The following is an 18,309-nucleotide window of genomic DNA, read 5'->3' as shown; positions in this document are numbered from 1 at the left end:
ACGCTCCGATGGTGTCCAAGACGTTTTTGCAATCCCCGTCCGCCCTTGCCAAGCCGCGACATACTTAACATTCGGCGAAAGAAGCGCAGGTAATGCGGCGTGTCCGGAACTCACTCCGCCGTTCGGCCCTGGAGCTCGTGCAGCCGGCCGGCCACGGCCCGCACCTTGCGCGGCGCAGCCTGCCAGATCGAGAGCGCCGACAATCCGCTCACGACCATCGCGATGCCGAAGGCGAGCGTGTAGTCGCCAGCGCGATCGTAGAGGAAGCCGGTCACCCACGGTCCGGCCGCACCGCCCGCCAGCGCCGCCAGCATGATCGTGCCGAAAATACTGCCCTGGTGCCTGCCCTGGAAAATCTCGAACACCACCGCACCCATGATCGAGGTGAGGCCGTAGCCGAGCGCGCCTTGCGCGAACACCATTACATAGACCAGCCACAGCGACGGCTGGAGCTTCAGTGCCATCAGCGCCGCAAAGCAGATTGCAAAGCCCGCGCAGCTGATCGCCCACACCCATTCCCGCCCGATCCGGTCGGAGACATGACCGAGCAGGATCTGGCCGGGAATGCCGAGCAGGCTGACGATGCCGAGCGCCCACACCGCGACGCCGGAGCTGAAGCCGATGTCGAGCAGGAATTTGGTCTGGTGCACCTGCACCGCGTACCAGATGTACAGACCGCAGAAATAGCCGAGCGCGATCCACCAGAACCGCGCGGTCGCGACGGCGCGCTTCAGCGTCCATTCGGTGCCGACCCAGACGGGATCGACGACGTTGGAGACGGGCTTCGCCGCTCCCGCGGCTGGAGCGGCATCGCCGTCCGGCTGCAGGCCGATATCCTCGGGGCGCTTGTGCAGCAACAAATTGATCGGCGCCAGCACGATCAGGATGAGTAGCCCCATCGCGGTGCAGGCGGTGCGCCAGCCGGTCTGTTCGATCATGTGCTGCACCCACGGCAGCAGCGTCACCGAACCGATGCCGACGCCGGCAAAGGCGATGCCGATGGCGAAGCCGCGTTTGCGGATGAACCAGTTCGGCAGGAACAGCGACTGGCCGGAATAGCCGAGGCACACCGAGCCGGCACCGACCATGACGCCGATGGTGACATAGAGATGCCAGGGCGTGCTGGTGAGAGGGGCAAGCAGCAACCCGCCGCCCATCAGCACGACACCAAGCTCCATCACCGCGCGCGGGCCGGCGCGATCCATCAGGCGGCCGATCAGCGGACTGACCACACCCGACACCACGAAGCCGAACGAGAAGGCGCCGGCAGTGACGCCACGCTCCCAGCCGAATTCGGAGATGATGGGAGGAAAGAACAGTGAAAAGGCGGTACGCGCGTTGACGCCGATGGCCATGGTGACGAAGGTCACGACGACCACGACCCAGCCGTAGAAGAACGGAAGCCGCATGTTTGTGCTTATTTCATCCCTAGACGATCCTACCGATCATCCGGGACCGCCGGGGTCAAGCGCTTTTCGCGCATGCCCCTTGAGCGCGATGCTTCAGCGCGCGCTCAGGCGGCGTCGCGGCGTGACGATTTGACGGGCGCATCGAACAGGATCCGCTCGATCGGCTGCGGACGGCCGAACAGATAACCTTGCGCGAAATTGACGCCGAGCGCCTTCAGCCGGTCGAACTCCTCGCGGGTTTCGACGCCCTCCGCGGTGACCGACATGTCCAGCCCCCGCGCCAGCGTCACGATCGCGGAGATGATGGCGGAGCTGCGCGGCTGATGTGTGAGGTTGCGGATGAACGACTTGTCGATCTTGATCTTGTCGAACGGGAACGCCGTCAAATAGCTGAGCGAGGAATAGCCGGTGCCGAAATCGTCGAGCGCGAGCTCGATGCCGAGTTGCTTCAACCGCTGCATGAAGGCGTGGTTCTCGGTGCCGCGCTCCAGCAGCACGGATTCCGTGATCTCGATCTCGAGCCGCTGGGGCGGCAGGCCGGAATCGGCGAGCGCCGCGCAGATCATTTCGAACAGCTCGGCCTCCTTGAACTGGATCGGCGACAGGTTGACGGCGACCGCGAGCTCAGAAGGCCAGCCGGCCGCGTCCGCGCAGGCGCGCCGCAGCACGAATTCCCCGAGTGGCACGATCAGCCCGGTCTCCTCCGCAAGCGAAATGAACTGGTCCGGCGGGATCAGGCCCCGTGTCGGATGCCGCCAGCGCACCAGCGCCTCGAAGCCGCGCCGCTCGCCGCTGAGGGCGTCGACGAACGGCTGGTAGTGCACCTCCAGCTGGCAGCGCGCGATGGCATCGCGCAGATCGCCTTCCAGCGTGTTGCGGGCCTCCAGCTCGGCGGACATCGCCTCGTCGTAGATGGTGAAGCAGTTGCGGCCGGCCGATTTCGAACGATAGAGCGCAAGGTCCGCCTTCTTCAGGAGCTGCTCCTGGTCGCGGCCGTGATCCGGCGCGACGGCGATGCCGATGCTGGTGCCGATCTCGACGCGGTGACCGGGCAGGAGGAACGGTTCGGTCAAGAGCTTGGCGATCCGTCCCGCCAGCTCGGTCGAGCAGGCGCGCTGGTCCTGGCACCGCTCCTGGATGATGGCGAATTCGTCGCCGCCGAGCCGTGCCAGCACGTCGCTGGCGCGCACGGCCGATTTCAACCGCTGCGCCACCTGGCGTAACAGCGCGTCGCCGGCGCCGTGACCGAGGGAGTCGTTGACGTTCTTGAAGCGGTCGAGGTCGAGCATCAGGATCGAGAAGGTCGGCCCGCTGTCCTCCAGCCGGCCATTGAGCTCGTCGAGCCGGGCGAGGAAGAAGGCGCGGTTCGGCAGGCCAGTCAGGATGTCGGTCTGGGCGAGCTCGAGCACCCGCCGATTGGCCAGCGACAGCCGCCGCGAATTGCGGCTCGCGAGCATGAGATAGGTCGACAGCGACAGCGTCAGCAGCATGCCGACGATCAGCACCGTGCCCGCGCGATCATAAGTCGTCTCCAGCGGACCGCCGGCAGTCGGCACCGCCCGCACCTGCCAATCGGTATCGCCGATCTTGAGACTTCCCGACCAGTGCAGCGCCCGCGCGACGTCCCGCATCGACTGCGGCCCCGTGGCCGCCGACGAATAGTCCGGCAGCATCTGCTCCAGGCTGACGATCTGCGCGGTGAAGGGCGGATAGACGTTCATGCTGACCGCCGGGCTTGCTCCGGTGGTCACGCGAATGGTCTGGATCAGTAGCGGCAGGTCGAAGACGCCGACCACGAAGCCGGCGAGATTGCGGCGCCGGTCCGCGTCCGTCTCGCGCGACGTTCCCTTGGCGTAGACGGGAACGGCAACGAGGACATCGGGCAGCCGGCCCCCTTCCCTCGGCTCGAACAGGCGCGTGCGAATGGCTGCGACCTTGTCGTTGTCGCGCGCACGCTCCAGGAGCGCGCGGCGCTCCGGAACGGTGGCGTAGTCCATGCCATAGACCGGCGACGTCTTCGGCTGGGTCGAGTAGAACACCGGAAAATATTCATCGCTCTGCGGCGCAGTCGCGAAGCCCTCGCCCTGAAGCGACTTGATGCGATAACCGGAAACGCCCTCCGCGATCGCCGCGGCCTCGTATTCCGAGCGCTCCTTGCGGTTGACACGCGGCAGCCAGGCGATGCGCAGCATGCCGGGATGGCGCTCGAACAGGCGGGCGCTGAAGGTCTCGAATTCACTGCGGGTGACTTCGTCGTTGGTCGATTCGAACAGCGTACGCAGCGCGAGAAGCCTGGAGATGTATTCGCCCATGCCGTGCTGCATGACGATCGCTTCGGTTTCGGCCGCGTTCTCGAACTCGATCCTGTTGACGCGATCTTCCCACCGCGCCACGGCGGCCGCGCCCACGAGCGAGAACAGAAGACCGACGCCGGCCGCGACGAGCGCAGGGCGATAGAGTCCGAGCAGCGGCGCGGCACGCCACCATCCGGTCATGCGCCTCCGGTCCTGATCGTTCTGGTCGCGATCGCCCATCTTGAAGCCGCCGTCCCCCATCTGCGACGAGCCGAACCTCTGGTTGAAGCATCGGCGCTGCTATCGGAACAAGACCGCGGTTAAGAACTGCACAATTTCGGAACTGGATCGTACCGCAACGCGTGGATTAGTTAATGAAGTGCGCGAATGACCCGGCATTGTGGAAACAACTTGCCGGTTTTGCCCGGAGTACTACGGCCTGCCGACACGCCGGCGGTTAGCGAGCTATTCAGGCTGCGGGGGATATCTTGCAAAGCTCTTCCTCCATCCATCCGGCAAGACCTCACGATGTATCGATTTCGATCAGCGACATCCGTCGTCCTGACCATCATGCTCCTGACCGCGACCATGCTTCCGGCGAAAGCCGATGAGGCCGGCGTCAGCGAGGATGCGATCCTGTTCGGCCAGGCCGCCGCGCTGGAAGGCCCCTCCTCCGCGCTCGGACAGCGCCTGCGGCAAGGCATCGTCGCGGCGTTCACCGAGATCAACGCCAAGGGCGGCGTTTACGGCCGCAAGCTCCAGCTCATCAGCCGCGATGACGGCTACGACCCCGACCGCTCGGCGGCCCAGACGCTGCACCTGATCGAGGACGACAAGGTGTTCGCGCTGATCGGCGCGGTCGGCACGCCGACCGCGATGGCGACAATTCCGATCACCAGCGCCAGGAACGTTCCTTTCATCGGCCCATTCAGCGGCGCCGAATTCCTGCGCGACCTCGAACTTGCAAACGTCGTCAACATCCGCGCGAGCTATGGTGCGGAGGCCGAAGCGTGGATCAAGCACCTCACCGAGGATCGCAAGTTCACCCGCATCGGCATCTTCTACCAGGACGATTCCTTCGGCCGCGACGGTCTGACCGGTGTGAAGCGTGCGCTCGCCAGGCGCGGCCTGGAGCTTGCCGCCGAAGGCACCTTCGAGCGCAACACCCGCGCGGTCACGGCCGCCTGGCGAATGATCAAGCGCGCCGAACCCGAGGCCATCGTGATGGTCGGGACCTATGGTCCCTGCGCGGAGTTCATCAAGCTCGCGCACCGCCGCGGCTTCTATCCGACTTTCGTCAACATCTCTTTCGTCGGTGCCAACGCGCTTGCCAAGGAGCTCGGCCCTGAGGGCGAAGGCGTCATCGTCTCGCAGGTCGTGCCGTTTCCGTGGGATCGCTCGCTCAAGCTCGTCGCCGACTACCAGGCGGCGCAGAAGGCATTCGATCCGACGCTGACACCGGACTTCGTGTCGCTGGAAGGCTATCTCTCCGGCCGCCTCGCGGCCGCGGCGCTGGAGAAGGCCGGGCCGAAGCCGACGCGCGCAAGCTTGCTCCGCGCCATCAACGATGTCGGCCAATTCGACATCAGCGGCAGCATCGTCAGCGTCGGCCTGCACATGATCGACACGCCGCCGAAGGTGTTCTTGACCGTGATCCAGAAGGACGGGACGTTCCGGGCGGTGGATCGGCTTTAGGGCCGCCGCGTCCAGCGCTCGGCGTTGACGGCGCCCGGCGGGACCTCGCCTTTGACGATCGCTTCCACCTGCCGCACGGTTTCCAGCGACTGATATTCGATCGCCTGCGGCGTCAGCCCGCCGACATGCGGCGTGGCGACGACGTTGGGAAGCTTCGCCAGCTCCGGCGTCGGCATCTGGTCGGGGGCGCGGCCGACGTCCATCGCGGCGCCGGCGATGCGGTTTTCGCGCAGCGCCTTCGCAAGCGCCGCTTCGTCGACGAGATTGCCGCGCGAGAGATTGATGAACATTGCGTGCCTCTGCATGCGCGCCAGCGCCGCCTCGCCGATCAGGTTCTCGGTCTGCTCGTTGGCAATCGCAAGGCAGACGACATAGTCCGATGCGGCGAGCAGCTCGTCGAGACCGACCTGCCGGATCGCGGCATCGCTGACGGTGGCGAAAGGATCGGCGACCAGCACCTCCATGCGTAGCACCTTTGCCACCTCGGCGAGATAGCGCCCGATGCTGCCATAGCCGATGATGCCAATCCGGCTGCCCGCGAGCTGGCGGCCCATCCGCGCCTCGGGTTTGCGGCCGGCCTGATAGTCCGCCGTGCTCCGCGACACGCCGCGGGACAGATCGACCATGAAGCCGAGCGCGAGCTCGGCGACGGCCTGAACGAAGCCGGGCCCGGCGCGGGTCACCAGCACGCCAGCCCTTGATGCCGCTTCCACGTTGACGTTACGGATATCGACAGCACAGCGGACGAAGGCCCGCAGATGCGGCAGCTGCGCAAAGATCTCCTCGCGTCCTTCCGTCATGCGATCGGCAACGATGATGTCGACGTCTTTCGCGGCGCGCACGAGGCCGGCGGCGTCCAGGGGCGCGTCGCCCTCGTGCAGGATCACCTCGGCGGCCGCGCGCAGGCCATTCAGGCTGCGATCGCCGTAATAGTTCCGCCGCATCTCCGGCGTGTGAGCCAACAGAACCTTCACGACTGGACTCCTTCAGTAGCCAAATGCCCGCGGCAGCGCGGTGCTCAGCCAGGGCACGAAGGCGATGACGAGCAGGCAGAGGAACAACAGGCCGAGATAGCCCATGATCGGCTTCACCGTCTGCTCGATCGGCACGTTGCCGATCAGACAGGCGCCGTAGAGCCCGAGCCCGAGCGGAGGCGCGAACAGGCCGATGCCCATCGCGATGACCAGAACGACGCCGAAATGCAGGGGATCGACGCCGAGCTGCACCGCGACCGGCAACAGCAGCGGCCCGAAGATGATCAGCGCGGCCGCGCCTTCCAGCACCGAGCCCATCACGATCAGCACAGCGATCGCCAAGAGAATGAACAGCCAGACGCCTGAGGTCTTTGACAATCCGAGCATGAAATCGCCGACCGCGTGCGGCACCTGCTGCAAGGTCAGTGTGAACGCAAGCGACTGCGCGGCGGCGACGATGAACAGCACGAGACCCGCGCGCGTCGCGGCCTGCACGAAACTGTGTGTTGCCGACTTGAAGCTGAGCTCGCGGAACACCACGCTGCCGACGACGAGCGCATAGGCCACGGCGAAGGCCGAGATTTCGGTCGCGGTGGCAAAGCCGCTCTTGAAGCCGAAGAAGATCATGAAGATCAGGCCGAACGAGGCGATCGCGCCGCTCCACAGGCCCGACACCGGCATCTGCGGCTCGACCTCCTCGACCTGCGCCGGCCGCTTGCCGAAAATGATGGACACCGCGATCAGGACGGCCGCCATCAGCGCCGACGGCAGCAGGCCTGCGACGAACAGGCCACCGATCGACAGATTGGCCACAAACCCGAGGATGATCAGGTTGATGCAGGGCGGGATGGTCTCTGCCATCACCGCGGAGGCCGCGAGCAGCGCCACCGCGCCGCCCGGATTCTGCTTGGAGCGGCGCGCCGCCGGAATCAGCACCGAGCCGACCGCGGCGACGTCGGCCATCTTCGAGCCGGAGATGCCGGAGAATAGCACCATGGAAGCGACCATCACGACGTTGAGCCCGCCGCGCATGCGGCCCACGGCGCGCTGCAGCAGCTCGATCAACCGCACCGACATGCCGTTGGCTTCCATGAGGTAGCCGACGAGGATGAAGAAAGGAATTGCCAGCAGCACGAAATTGTCGATGCCGCGCGCCATCTGCTGGGCGAAGATGACGCCGGGCAGCGCGCCCTCGACCCAGATGAAAATGAGCGCAGCGAGCGCCAGCGCAAAGCCGATCGGCAAGCCGCCGAACAGGGTGGCGAAGAAGCCGATCAGCATCAACGTGCCCGCCGAGGGCACCGAGGACGGCGACAGGTAATCCCAGGCGAGATAGAAGCCGGCGACGACGACGATCGCAACGAGGCCCCTGACGATGTCGGGGAGCGGCCGCGCACAGAGATGATCGATCGCGAACACCGTCATGAACAGCGCGCCGACGCCCATGGGATAGAAGGTCAGCTCCAGCGGCAGGCCGGAGCCGGTGGTTTGGCCCGCGGTCAATGAGCCCAGCTTGATGGCGTTGTAGGCGACGTAGCCGGAGATCAGCACGACCAGCAGGGCGCTCGCGGCATCGACCAACGCACGCAACCGCAGCGGCAGCAGATCGCGGAAGAAGGACACGCCGACATTCTCGCCGCGCGCGAGCGCACTCGCCGCCCCGAAGAAGGCCGAGCCGACCATCAGCCCGCGCGCAACGTCGTCCGACCATTCGACCGGCGCATTGAAGAAGAAGCGCAGCAGCACGGAGGCGCAGACCACCACGAGATCGGCGGCGAGCAGGACGGCCGCAATCGTGTCGCTGGCACGCAGCAGCACGGCGATGCTCCCGCGGCGGCCGCTCGAGACGGGCACGGCGGCTGTCATCGCCAGCTCAGATTTGGTCATCTCAGGCTTGCGTCGCGCGGATGATGTCGATGACGGCCTTCGATTCAGGCCGCGCCTTGATGAAGTTCTCGGTCTGCGGTGCCACGCGCTTCCTAAAGGCCTCGCGATCGCATTCGGCAATCGTCACGCCCTTCTCGGTCAAAGCCGCCAGCGCCTCCTTCTCGACCGCAAGCCCATGGGTACGGGTGTCGGCCGCGGCCTTCCTGGCGGCATCGAGAAACCCCTCGCGCAGCTTCGGATCCATGCGATTGTAGGTCACGTCGCTGAAATAGATCGCGAGCGGCGAGAAATTGTGCTGCGTCAGCGCGTAGGACTTCGACGTTTCAAAGAACTTGCTGGCCAGGATCGTCGGCGGATCGTGCTCCAGGCCGTCAAGCACGCCGGCCTGCAACGCCGTGTAGATCTCGCCGAACGCCAGCGGCGTCGCGGCGGCGCCCATCAGGCGCAAGCATTCGGTGATGACGGGGTTCGGCAGGGTGCGGATCTTGAGGCCGGCGAGATCCTCGGGGGTCTTCACCGGCTTCTTCGCCAGCACGCTGCGCGAGCCGAAATTATAGGCCCAGGCGATGATGCGGATGTTACCGCCCTTGAGCAGGGCGTCTTCGATCGGCTTTGCGGCGCCGGCATCGAAGGCCTTGGTCTGCTGCGGAAAGCTCGAGAACAGGAAGCCGAGATCGAAAGTGCCGACCAGCGGCACCAGATTGGCCGAGATCGACGAGCCCGACACCATGAGATCGATGACGCCGAGCTTCACCGAGTTGATGACGTCGATCTCCTGGCCGAGCTGGTTGTCGGGAAAGAAGGCGACCTCGATCTGCTCACCAAGCCCGTTCGCCTTCAGGCTCTTGACCAGATTGTCATAGTAGACACGGCCGTTGGCGAATTTGGGATCGTTCGGCAGCGAGGAGGAGCATTTCAGCTTCAACGTCGCGGCTTCGGCGCGGCCAATGATGGCGGGGGAGAGGACGAGACCGGCGGTGACCGCCGCCGATGACTTGATGAACGCGCGACGGTTCACGGGCACGATGGTCATGGTGCGGTCTCTCCCACATTATCTTTTTTGTTCGCCGCGGTCGTTGCCGCAGCCTGTTGCGTGAACTGTATGGCCAAAGCGACGCCACAGGCAAGCGCGGCTGCCGCCGTCACTGAGCTGCGCGAGGCGCGCAGCGGCAGTCCGCAAGCGCGACGAAACCATCTGAATTCCTGCGGATTTGCGAGGAGGATCAGTCTGCAGCCTCCTCCGTGCAAGGAGCGCGTTCGCGCAAAGCGGGCATCAATCCAATTGGAGCATGGATCAATGCGCAGTTCACATGGATGAGCCCCGAACGATGCCCTTCCGGGTCCGGCAGACACCTGCCCCATTTTGCCGCACGGCGAACGTGATCCAGTGCACAGACGGACTTCTGGCGGCCCTCTAGAAAAAGTGACATCATCGCACGCATTGCCGATGGAGGTGACATCATGCGCCGTCCAGCCTTTTCCAATTTGCTGCTTGCATCCGGTTTTCTTGCGCTCACGCAAATGATGGTACCGACGGACGCCGCCGCCGAAGCGCGGCTCGCGCTGGTGATCGGTCAGTCCGCCTATCGCACGGTGCCGGAACTGCCCAACGCTGCCAACGACGCCAAGGGCATGACCGAGCTGCTCGGCAATGCCGGCTTCACCGTCACCACGGCCGCCAATCTGGCGCAGAACGAGATGCGGGCGGCGATCTCGGATTTCGCCGGCAAGGTCAGCGCCAGCGGCGCCGATACCGTGGCGCTGGTGTTCTATGCCGGCCATGGCCTGCAGATCGACGGCGAGAACTATCTCGTTCCCGTCGATCTCGATCCCAAGCGTGAGGCCGACATTCCGCTCCAGGGCGTGCGGCTGAACGACCTGCTCAACACGCTCGGCGCGCTGCCGACGCGGGCACGCATCTTCATGCTCGATGCCTGTCGCAACAATCCATTCCCCGCGCTGAGCGGCGCCGGCCACGGGCTTGCGATCGTCGACACCAAGGCCGGTGCACCCGGCTCGTTCATCTCCTATTCGACCTCACCGGGCGCCGAAGCCGAGGACGGCTCCGGCATCGACAGCCCCTACACCACCGCAGCACTCACGGTCGCCAAGCAACCGAACCTTCCGATCGAGGAGGTGTTCAAGCGCATCCGCGTCGCCGTCGCGCAATCGACCGACGGACGGCAGATCCCCTGGGAAAGCTCCTCGCTGACCACCGACTTCAGGTTCTTCGGCGAGAGCAGCGGCCAGCAGCCTTCCCTTCCGGGCGCAAATTCGATGGCGCTCGCCAGCGGCACGCGCAGCGTCGAGGACTGGCGCAGGGACTTGCAGGGCAAGCCGGCCATGGTCGCCTATGAACTCGTCATCACAGACGACACCGTGCCGGCCTATCAGGCGTATATCGAGCTGTACGCTCAGGACACCCGTACGCCGCGCCTCCGCACGGTGCTTGAACGGCGGCGCCAGATGCTGGCCTGGGAGCGCGCGACCGCGATCAACACCCGCGCCTCGTTCGAGGCCTATCTTGCGAATTGGGACAACAGCGACCTCGCTGCAACCGCACGCAGGCTGCTGCTTCGGGTCCAGAACCGCAATTATGGCCTGCCCGTTGCTGCCGCTGCGAGCCCTGCCCCGGTCGCCGTCGCAATGGCCCCGACCTGCCCGTGCTCGACGCCGTCACCGCCGGCAACGCCGGTCAATCCAAGCGTCGCGCCCATCATCAAGAAGCGCGTCGACGACACGCCGCCCAAGCGCAAGGTGGTCGAGACGCCGCCGAAGCGTCGCCCGCCGTCTGACCAAGTGGTCTACGAGCGCGCGCCACCGCCGGATCGCGGTCCGCCGCCCGAGGCTGTCATGCAAGGCATTGGCATCGGTGTTGGTATCGGCCTCGGCATGGGAATGGGCGGCCGCGGCGGCGGCGACCATTATCGCGGCGACCGCAGATACTGAGCCGCTTCCAGGTCCATAATCCCATTGGAGGATTACACGAGGTCGTCATGCCCGGGCTTGTCCCGGGCATCCACGCTCTTTGGACCCGTGGCAAGGCGTGGATGGCCGGGACGAGCCCGGCCATGACGCTGTGGAGATGCCGGTGCCCAAAGCATGCCTCTCACATGCTGCAGTCCTGGTTTCTATTGCGCTAGCGCAGGATAATCGCGCTGCACGGCCTCGCGAACCCAGCTGGCCTGGATTGCGCGCGACAGGATCTGAGCGGTCTTGACGTCGTCGGCCTTCATGCAGAGATCGACGATGCGGCGGACGGCGTCGTCGCGCATCAGATCGTCTGAAATCTTCATCGCGATTTCCATCGCGGCGCGTGCCGCGCGTTCATAGCGTTCGCGTTCGCCGGACTGCGCGGAAGCACTGGCGACCTCGGCGCACGCCCTTGCCTCCGCGCAGATGTTGCGGATGCGGTCGGCTGCTTCGATGTCGCCGATCGGCCCCTGGACCGGCTCGTCCCAGATGTCCGCCGAGCGCGGCCTTGCAAACCACCTCATCCCGTCCCCCGGTCGCGTCTCGTTCAGCTTCAAGGCAGCATAATCGCAGCGTGTTCAGGAGATGCGGCGCGGCCCGATCGCTTCGAACTGCGCCTTCTGCTCATCGTTCAGCGTGGCGTAAAAATCATCGAGCGCCGCGCGCACCGACTTGATCCCGTCCAGCATCACGTCGAGGCGTTTGCGGATCGCGGCCATGCGTGCCGGCGGTGTCATCACCTCGTTGGGCTCGCAGGCCGCCTTGAGGGATGCGCTGACCTTGGCGCTGGTATCCTGGAGCACCTGGAGCGCCGCGCGCTGGGTGTCGTTCGGACGAAGCCTCTCCTCGATCGTGGCGCCGGGCCAATCAAACGCGGCGGACGCGCTGCAAGTCTGCACCGACGGGCTCGCATTGTTCGACGCCGTCGCACGACGCTGATCGTCAGCCAGCGCATTGAAGCGCGCTTTCTGTTCGTCCGTGAGCGAATCATAGAACTTGTCGAGCGCAGGCTGGACCAGATCGACGGCCTTCTGCATCGCTTCGACGCGCAGCTGCATCGCCGCGAGCCGGCCGGGGGCCGTCGCTGCGGGCTGCGTCGGGCAGGACGTGCGGATCAGCGCCGCGGCGTCGATCGAGGCGTTGCCGAGCGCATCGAGAGCGGCGCCCTGCATATCCGTCGGCTGCACAGCGGATGCGATCTGGTCGATCGGCAGGCCAACGATGGCACGGCGGTCGCTGCCGCAGAGCTGTTCGAGCGGCGCGCTACGGGCCCGCCGCCGTCCCTGCGGCTGCTGCGGCAGATAGGCCGACAGGCGATCATAGCCATAGGGGCCGAATATGCCGGCATAGATGTCCGGATAGCCGTAACCCCAGAAGCCGAGCCCGTCGCCCCAGATCGTGTAGTCGTAGAGGTCGTTGTAGGCGAACGGCCAGAACAGCGGCCCGACCCAGCCGTAGCCGCCACCCGCATGTTGCCACCATCCGCTGCTTGCGCCGCTCCAGCCGGCCAGTGCGGCCGCGGCCACGAGCTGCGCGCGCGCCGCCGGATTACTGATCAGCCGGCCATTACGGAATGCGCTGGAGTTCAGGGCATTGCGGAAGCTCGCGGGGCGGATCGCCGCGTTGCGGATCTGACCGAAGTTGGGCCCGCCGCGCCGGGCACCGGCCGTGAACCGCATGCCGCGATGATGTCCTCCCCCATGCACATGCCCACCGCCGTGGCCACGGAAATGTCCGCCGCCGTGATGGCCGCCGCCATGTCCGCCACCATGGCCGCCGCCATGTCCACCCCCATGGCCACCACCATGCCCGCCCTTCGCCAGCGCAGCGCCCGCCAGCATGCAGGCAAATGCCACCGCGGCTATTCCTATGACCGGTCGCACCATCGCACCCTCCCGCCAAAGCCCTGCCATTGAGGCATCGGAACTTGGCGGGATGGGAACCGACAGGATTGCCGAAAGTTCCCGGTCCGAGTTCCGTGGGCGCTAGGCCTCCGGTACGATCTTGCCGGGGTTGAAGATATTAAGCGGGTCGAGCGCCTTTTTGAGCGCCCGCATCGCATCCAGCGCTTCAGGGCCGAGTTCCGCCCGGAGATATTTCTGCTTGCCCTGGCCGATGCCGTGCTCGCCGGTGCAGGTGCCGTCCATCGCCTGCGCGCGCTCGACCAGGCGGTGCATGAACTCCTCGCCGCGCGCCATCTCACCGGCATCGTTGGTGTCGCAGACCAGCGAGCAGTGGAAATTGCCGTCGCCGACATGGCCGACGATCGGCGACAACAGATTGAGGCGCCTCAGATCCTCCTCGGTCTCGCTGACGCACTCGGCGAGCCGCGAGATCGGCACGCAGACGTCGGTCGCGACGACGCCGATGCTGTCACCGGGACGCAGCGCCTTTACCGACCAATAGGCGTCGTGCCGCGCCTGCCACAGTTTGGTGCGGTCCTCCGGCTTGGTGGTCCAGGAGAAATCACCGCCGCCGCAGTCCTTCGCGATCTCGCCGAAGGCCTTGGACTGCTCGGCGACTTCGATCTCACTGCCGTGGAATTCCATCAGCAGCAGCGGTGTCTCCGGCAAGGTCAGCTTCGAATAGGCGTTGCAGGCCTGCACCTGCGCGGCATTGAGCAACTCGATGCGCGCCACGGGAATGCCGGTCTGGATCGCCAGGATGACGGCCTGACAGGCCCCGTGGACGCTCTCGAACGACACCGCGCCGGCCGCGATCGTCTCGGGGATGCCGCGCAGACGGATGGTCAGCTCCGAGATGATGCCGAGCGTGCCTTCGGCGCCGACGAACAGATGCGTCAGGTCGTAGCCCGCGGAGGACTTCTTCGCGCGCGTGCCTGTCGTGATAATCTCGCCGTCGCCGCGTACCACCTTCAGCGCCAGCACGCTCTCGCGGATGGTGCCGTAGCGCACCGCATTGGTGCCGGAGGCGCGGGTCGAGGCCATGCCGCCGAGCGAGGCATCCGCGCCGGGATCGATCGGAAAGAACAGGCCCTGGTCGCGCAGATGCTCGTTGAGCGCCTTGCGGGTGACGCCGGGCTGGATCACGCAGTCGAGGTCCTCGGCGTGCACCGCCAGCACCTTGTTCATGTCGCGCAAGTCGATCGAGATGCCGCCGGCGGGTGCGTTGACCTGGCCTTCGAGCGAGGTGCCGGTGCCGAAGGGAATGACGGGGACGCGATTTTTGGCGCAGATCCGCACCACGTCCTGGATGTCGGCGGTCTCCTGCGCCATCACCACCCCATCGGGCGGCTGGTTGGGGAGCCAGGTGGTGGTATGGCCGTGCTGTTCGCGGACGGCCTGCGAGGTGATGAGGCGGTTGCCGAAGCGTGCGGCAAGCTGTTCCAGCGCGCTCGCAAGGGCTTTCGGCTCCGGCCGCGGCGGATTATTGGTGATGGTGGTGCCCACGGAATTCCTCCCGAAAGAAGAACCGTGGCAAAGGACATAAAACCGGTCAAGTCAAGCGACCGGACGCATGGCTAGGGAAGAACATATGCCGGAGACTGCCGCCTCAGCGCCCCAAGCGGAGCCGTTCCGCGCCGCGATCATGCAGATCGAGCCGCAATGGATCGACTATAACGGCCATCTCAACATGGCCTATTACAACGTGATGTTCGACCGCGCGATCGACCAGCTCTGGCTCGAGCTCGGGATGGGGCCGGCCTACATGAAGGAGCGAGGCGGCTCGAGCTTCACCGCCGAGTGCCACGTGCGCTATTTGCGCGAAATCCACCTCGGCGATCCCGTGCAGATCTTCGTCTGGTTGCTGGAGGCCGACGACAAGCGGCTGCACACGTTCGAGGAGATGCGGCATGCCAGTGAAGGCTGGCTATCGGCGACGTCCGAGAACATGTCGCTGCACATGGACATGAATGCGCGGCGCGTCGCGCCGTTGCCGCCCGATATCCGTGAGCGTATCGCTGCGGTGACAAGGGCCCACAGCGCCGTACCGCGGCCCGAGGGCATCGGCCGGAACGTAGCGATGCCCTCGAAGCGGTAGTGCACGATCCGGAAAAAGTGTGAAGCGGTTTTCCGGCAGATCATGCACCAAATCAGACCGCGCTATATCCTGTTGCGGCCGCGCGCCAAGCCGACAACGGCCGAGACCAGGAACAGAACGACCGCGATGAAGAAGATGATCTTGGCGATCTCGATCGAAGCGCCGGCGATGCCGCCGAAGCCGAGAATGCCGGCGATCAGTGCGATAACCAGAAACGTCACAACCCAGCCAAGCATGGTCAAACCCTCGTCTTGATGTCTGTCTGCGTCTAGCGCGGCTGGCCGCGCCACCTGCCCAGACAATCTCGACGCGGGAACGATGGTTCCGGACGCCACAGGGTGGAAATTCGCAGGGCCCGCAGGAACAAATTGACTTGCCGCGCACGTGGAAAACCTCGTTCGGCCGCCCCATATAGCCACCAATCCCTGTTAAGAAGGCTCCCTTCCGCCACCCCGCGGTGCCATCGTGGGGCCGATGATTCGCATGACCGAGCCGAGCAAGATCACTGGCGTACCCGACCACCAGCCCGCAGCCGGCGGCATCGCCGCGCGTGCGCGCGCCTCCGTGGGCCCGAAATACCTCTCCGGCCTCAATCCGGAGCAGCGCGAGGCGGTGGAGACGCTCGACGGCCCGGTCCTGGTGCTGGCCGGCGCCGGCACCGGCAAGACCCGCGTGCTGACGACGCGTATCGCCCATATCCTGAGCCAGGGCCGCGCCCGTCCCGCCGAGATCCTGTCGGTGACCTTCACCAACAAGGCCGCGCGCGAGATGAAGCACCGGCTCGGCCAGATGCTCGGCCACGCCGTCGAGGGCATGCCGTGGCTCGGCACCTTCCATTCCATCGGCGGCCGCATCCTGCGCACCCATGCCGAGCTGGCGCAGCTCAAGTCGAACTTCACCGTGCTCGACACCGATGATCAGGTTCGTCTGCTCAAGCAGCTGCTGCAAGCCGACAACATCGACGACAAGCGCTGGCCGGCGCGCATGCTCGCCGGCCTGATCGACGGCTGGAAGAACCGCGGCCTGACGCCGTCGCAGGTGCCGTCGGGCGAAGCCGCCGTCTTCGCCAACGGCAAGGGCGGCAAGCTCTACGCGAGCTACCAGGAGCGGCTGAAGATTCTGAATGCCGCCGATTTCGGCGATCTGCTGCTCGAGGACATCCGCATCTTCCGCGAGCACCCGGACATCCTGCGGCAGTACCAGCAGCGCTTCAAATATATCCTGGTCGACGAATATCAGGACACCAACGTCGCGCAATATCTGTGGCTGCGGCTGCTGTCGCAGGCGCCGGCGACCACCAAAGCTGTCATTCCGGGGCGCGTCGAAGACGCGAACTACGACGCGCAATCGCGCGTCGGAGAATCTGGAGATGGGTCCTCAGCTCCAGATTCCGGGTCTGCGCCTGCGGCGCATCCCGGAATGACGGAGCGCGCGGCGATCGCGGCTGCTGCTGCGTCCCCCACCAAAAACATCTGCTGCGTCGGCGACGACGACCAGTCGATCTATGGCTGGCGCGGCGCCGAGGTCGACAACATCCTGCGCTTCGACCACGATTTCCCCGGCGCCAAGGTCATTCGCCTCGAGCGCAACTACCGCTCGACCGGCCACATCCTCGCCGCCGCCTCGCATCTGATCGCCCACAACGAAGGCCGGCTCGGCAAGACGCTGCGTACCGAGGACCAGGACGGCGAGAAGGTTACCGTCACGGGCTGCTGGGATTCGAAAGAGGAAGCTCGCGGCATCGGCGAGGAGATCGAGCAGATCCAGCGCCAGGGCGACAAACTCAACGAAATCGCCATTCTCGTGCGCGCCTCTTACCAGATGCGCGAATTCGAAGAACGCTTCGTCACGCTCGACCTGCCCTATCGCGTCATCGGCGGCCCGCGCTTCTACGAGCGCGCCGAAATCCGCGATGCGCTGGCGTACTTGCGCGTCATCAACTCGCCCGCCGACGATCTCGCCTTCGAGCGCATCATCAATGTGCCCAAGCGCGGCCTGGGCGAAGCCACCATGCAGATGCTGCACGACCACGCCCGCAAGCGCCGTATTCCCCTGTTCGAAGCGGCTCGCGCGGTGGTCGAGACCGACGAGCTAAAGCCGAAGGCACGCGGCTCGCTGCGTGAGGTCATTACCCAATTCGACCGCTGGCGCGCCCAGCGTGAGGTCACGACGCATACGGATCTTGCCCAGATCGTGCTCGACGAGAGCGGCTATACCGAGATGTGGCAGAAGGATCGCTCCGCCGATGCCGCGGGCCGGCTCGAGAACCTGAAAGAACTCGTGCGCTCGATGGAGGAGTTCGAGAACCTGCAAGGATTTCTCGAGCACATCTCGCTGGTGATGGACCGCGACGGCGGGGCCGACGAGGACGCGGTGTCACTGATGACATTGCACTCGGCCAAGGGCCTCGAATTCGACAACGTGTTCCTACCCGGCTGGGAGGAAGGCCTGTTCCCAAGCCAGCGCACGCTGGACGAACAGGGCCGCGCGGGGCTCGAGGAGGAGCGCCGCCTCGGCCATGTCGGCCTGACCCGCGCCCGCCGCCGCGCCAAAATCTATTTCGCGACCAATCGCATGATCCATGGCACCTGGTCGACCACGATCCCCTCGCGCTTCCTCGACGAACTGCCGGCGGCAAACGTCGAGATCACCGAATCCAAGGGCGGCTCGGCCTGGGGCGGCACCGGCGGCTACGGCGCCTCCCGCTTCGACGACATGGAGGCGTTCGGCTCCACCTATTCGACCCCGGGCTGGCAGCGCGCCCAGGCCAACCGCAATCGCGGCGGCGGCCGAAGCGGCGGCTTCGAGGAAGAAGCCGCGACGTTCTCCTCCTCCTCGTCATCGGGCCCCGATTTCGGCAGCTTCTCCTCGCGCCGTCGCGGTCCCCTGACGATCGAGGGCGAGCTGGTCGCCAAATCCACCGGCACTACCTCGGAGTTCTCGCTCGAAGACCGCGTCTTCCACCAGAAATTCGGCTACGGCCACGTCACCAAGATCGACGGCAACAAGCTCACCATCCATTTCGACAAGGCCGGCGAGAAGAAAGTCGTGGACAGTTTCGTGCAGCGGGCGTGA

Annotated in this window: 13 protein-coding genes; 4 read left to right on the top strand and 9 right to left on the bottom strand. The window is 65.6% G+C overall.

All coding sequences use genetic code 11. From position 1 onward, the window contains the following. Window positions 1-110: 110 nt before the first annotated feature. Both IVA81_RS23530 and IVA81_RS23525 read right to left on the bottom strand, forming a co-directional pair. Window positions 111-1,409: an MFS transporter gene (locus tag IVA81_RS23530; RefSeq protein ID WP_247322395.1), complete on the bottom strand. Its 1,299-nt coding sequence runs from the start codon at window positions 1,407-1,409 to the stop codon at window positions 111-113. A gap of 104 nt (window positions 1,410-1,513) precedes the next feature. Continuing rightward, window positions 1,514-3,943 (bottom strand): EAL domain-containing protein, encoded by a 2,430-nt coding sequence (locus IVA81_RS23525; RefSeq protein ID WP_247322394.1) that lies wholly within the window; start codon window positions 3,941-3,943, stop codon window positions 1,514-1,516. A gap of 288 nt (window positions 3,944-4,231) precedes the next feature. Between IVA81_RS23525 and IVA81_RS23520 the strand changes: the two genes are divergently transcribed. Further along, window positions 4,232-5,398 (top strand): ABC transporter substrate-binding protein, encoded by a 1,167-nt coding sequence (locus IVA81_RS23520; protein ID WP_247322393.1) that lies wholly within the window; start codon window positions 4,232-4,234, stop codon window positions 5,396-5,398. Here IVA81_RS23520 and IVA81_RS23515 read toward each other — a convergent pair. The 3 genes from IVA81_RS23515 to IVA81_RS23505 are packed head-to-tail and all read right to left on the bottom strand — an operon-like array spanning window position 5,395 to window position 9,292. After that, window positions 5,395-6,372, bottom strand: coding sequence for a hydroxyacid dehydrogenase (locus IVA81_RS23515; protein WP_247322392.1), 978 nt, complete (start codon window positions 6,370-6,372; stop codon window positions 5,395-5,397). The genes IVA81_RS23520 and IVA81_RS23515 overlap by 4 nt on opposite strands. 12 nt (window positions 6,373-6,384) lie before the next feature. Beyond that, window positions 6,385-8,259 carry a TRAP transporter large permease subunit gene (locus IVA81_RS23510; protein WP_247322391.1) on the bottom strand — a complete coding sequence of 625 codons (1,875 nt, stop codon included), beginning with the start codon at window positions 8,257-8,259 and terminating at the stop codon, window positions 6,385-6,387. Window position 8,260: 1 nt separating this feature from the next. Beyond that, the gene (locus IVA81_RS23505; RefSeq protein ID WP_247322388.1) at window positions 8,261-9,292 is read right to left on the bottom strand and encodes a TRAP transporter substrate-binding protein; all 1,032 of its coding nucleotides are present in this window, start codon (window positions 9,290-9,292) and stop codon (window positions 8,261-8,263) included. 428 nt (window positions 9,293-9,720) lie between these two features. Here IVA81_RS23505 and IVA81_RS23500 point away from each other — a divergent pair, with 428 nt between their 5' ends. Further along, window positions 9,721-11,208, top strand: a complete 1,488-nt coding sequence (locus IVA81_RS23500; RefSeq protein WP_247322386.1) for a caspase family protein — start codon at window positions 9,721-9,723, stop codon at window positions 11,206-11,208. A gap of 182 nt (window positions 11,209-11,390) precedes the next feature. Here IVA81_RS23500 and IVA81_RS23495 read toward each other — a convergent pair whose 3' ends face one another. The 3 genes from IVA81_RS23495 to IVA81_RS23485 all read right to left on the bottom strand — a co-directional run bounded on the left by IVA81_RS23495 (window position 11,391) and on the right by IVA81_RS23485 (window position 14,642). Continuing rightward, entirely contained in the window at window positions 11,391-11,756 is a 366-nt protein-coding gene (locus tag IVA81_RS23495) for a hypothetical protein (protein ID WP_247322385.1), read from the bottom strand. Window positions 11,757-11,810: 54 nt separating this feature from the next. Continuing rightward, window positions 11,811-13,118, bottom strand: a complete 1,308-nt coding sequence (locus IVA81_RS23490; RefSeq protein WP_247322383.1) for a Spy/CpxP family protein refolding chaperone — start codon at window positions 13,116-13,118, stop codon at window positions 11,811-11,813. A 99-nt stretch (window positions 13,119-13,217) separates the two neighbouring features. Continuing rightward, window positions 13,218-14,642, bottom strand: a complete 1,425-nt coding sequence (locus IVA81_RS23485; protein ID WP_247322381.1) for an FAD-linked oxidase C-terminal domain-containing protein — start codon at window positions 14,640-14,642, stop codon at window positions 13,218-13,220. Between the two features lie 85 nt (window positions 14,643-14,727). Here IVA81_RS23485 and IVA81_RS23480 point away from each other — a divergent pair, with 85 nt between their 5' ends. Then, the gene (locus tag IVA81_RS23480) at window positions 14,728-15,234 is read left to right on the top strand and encodes a thioesterase family protein (RefSeq protein WP_247322379.1); all 507 of its coding nucleotides are present in this window, start codon (window positions 14,728-14,730) and stop codon (window positions 15,232-15,234) included. Window positions 15,235-15,296: 62 nt separating this feature from the next. Here the strand turns inward: IVA81_RS23480 and IVA81_RS23475 are convergent, their stop codons facing one another. After that, window positions 15,297-15,470: a DUF1328 domain-containing protein gene (locus IVA81_RS23475; protein ID WP_008556598.1), complete on the bottom strand. Its 174-nt coding sequence runs from the start codon at window positions 15,468-15,470 to the stop codon at window positions 15,297-15,299. A 238-nt stretch (window positions 15,471-15,708) separates the two neighbouring features. Here IVA81_RS23475 and IVA81_RS23470 point away from each other — a divergent pair, with 238 nt between their 5' ends. Beyond that, entirely contained in the window at window positions 15,709-18,309 is a 2,601-nt protein-coding gene (locus IVA81_RS23470) for a UvrD-helicase domain-containing protein (RefSeq protein WP_247322377.1), read from the top strand.

It is taken from the genome of Bradyrhizobium sp. 141, assembly GCF_023074055.1.
Lineage (GTDB): Bacteria > Pseudomonadota > Alphaproteobacteria > Rhizobiales > Xanthobacteraceae > Bradyrhizobium.
Note: the sequence above shows the minus strand (reverse complement) of the source record. Positions and strands in the feature narration are given on the sequence as shown.

Excerpts from the sequence above, each read along its gene's own strand:
- IVA81_RS23490 (WP_247322383.1), bottom strand. The coding sequence starts at position 13,118 with ATGGTGCGACCGGTCATAGGAATAGCCGCGGTGGCATTTGCCTGCATG.
- IVA81_RS23520 (WP_247322393.1), top strand. The coding sequence starts at position 4,232 with ATGTATCGATTTCGATCAGCGACATCCGTCGTCCTGACCATCATGCTC.
- IVA81_RS23475 (WP_008556598.1), bottom strand. The coding sequence starts at position 15,470 with ATGCTTGGCTGGGTTGTGACGTTTCTGGTTATCGCACTGATCGCCGGC.
- IVA81_RS23510 (WP_247322391.1), bottom strand. The coding sequence starts at position 8,259 with ATGACCAAATCTGAGCTGGCGATGACAGCCGCCGTGCCCGTCTCGAGC.
- IVA81_RS23530 (WP_247322395.1), bottom strand. The coding sequence starts at position 1,409 with ATGCGGCTTCCGTTCTTCTACGGCTGGGTCGTGGTCGTCGTGACCTTC.
- IVA81_RS23525 (WP_247322394.1), bottom strand. The coding sequence starts at position 3,943 with ATGGGCGATCGCGACCAGAACGATCAGGACCGGAGGCGCATGACCGGA.
- IVA81_RS23500 (WP_247322386.1), top strand. The coding sequence starts at position 9,721 with ATGCGCCGTCCAGCCTTTTCCAATTTGCTGCTTGCATCCGGTTTTCTT.
- IVA81_RS23505 (WP_247322388.1), bottom strand. The coding sequence starts at position 9,292 with ATGACCATCGTGCCCGTGAACCGTCGCGCGTTCATCAAGTCATCGGCG.
- IVA81_RS23480 (WP_247322379.1), top strand. The coding sequence starts at position 14,728 with ATGCCGGAGACTGCCGCCTCAGCGCCCCAAGCGGAGCCGTTCCGCGCC.
- IVA81_RS23495 (WP_247322385.1), bottom strand. The coding sequence starts at position 11,756 with ATGAGGTGGTTTGCAAGGCCGCGCTCGGCGGACATCTGGGACGAGCCG.
- IVA81_RS23470 (WP_247322377.1), top strand. The coding sequence starts at position 15,709 with ATGATTCGCATGACCGAGCCGAGCAAGATCACTGGCGTACCCGACCAC.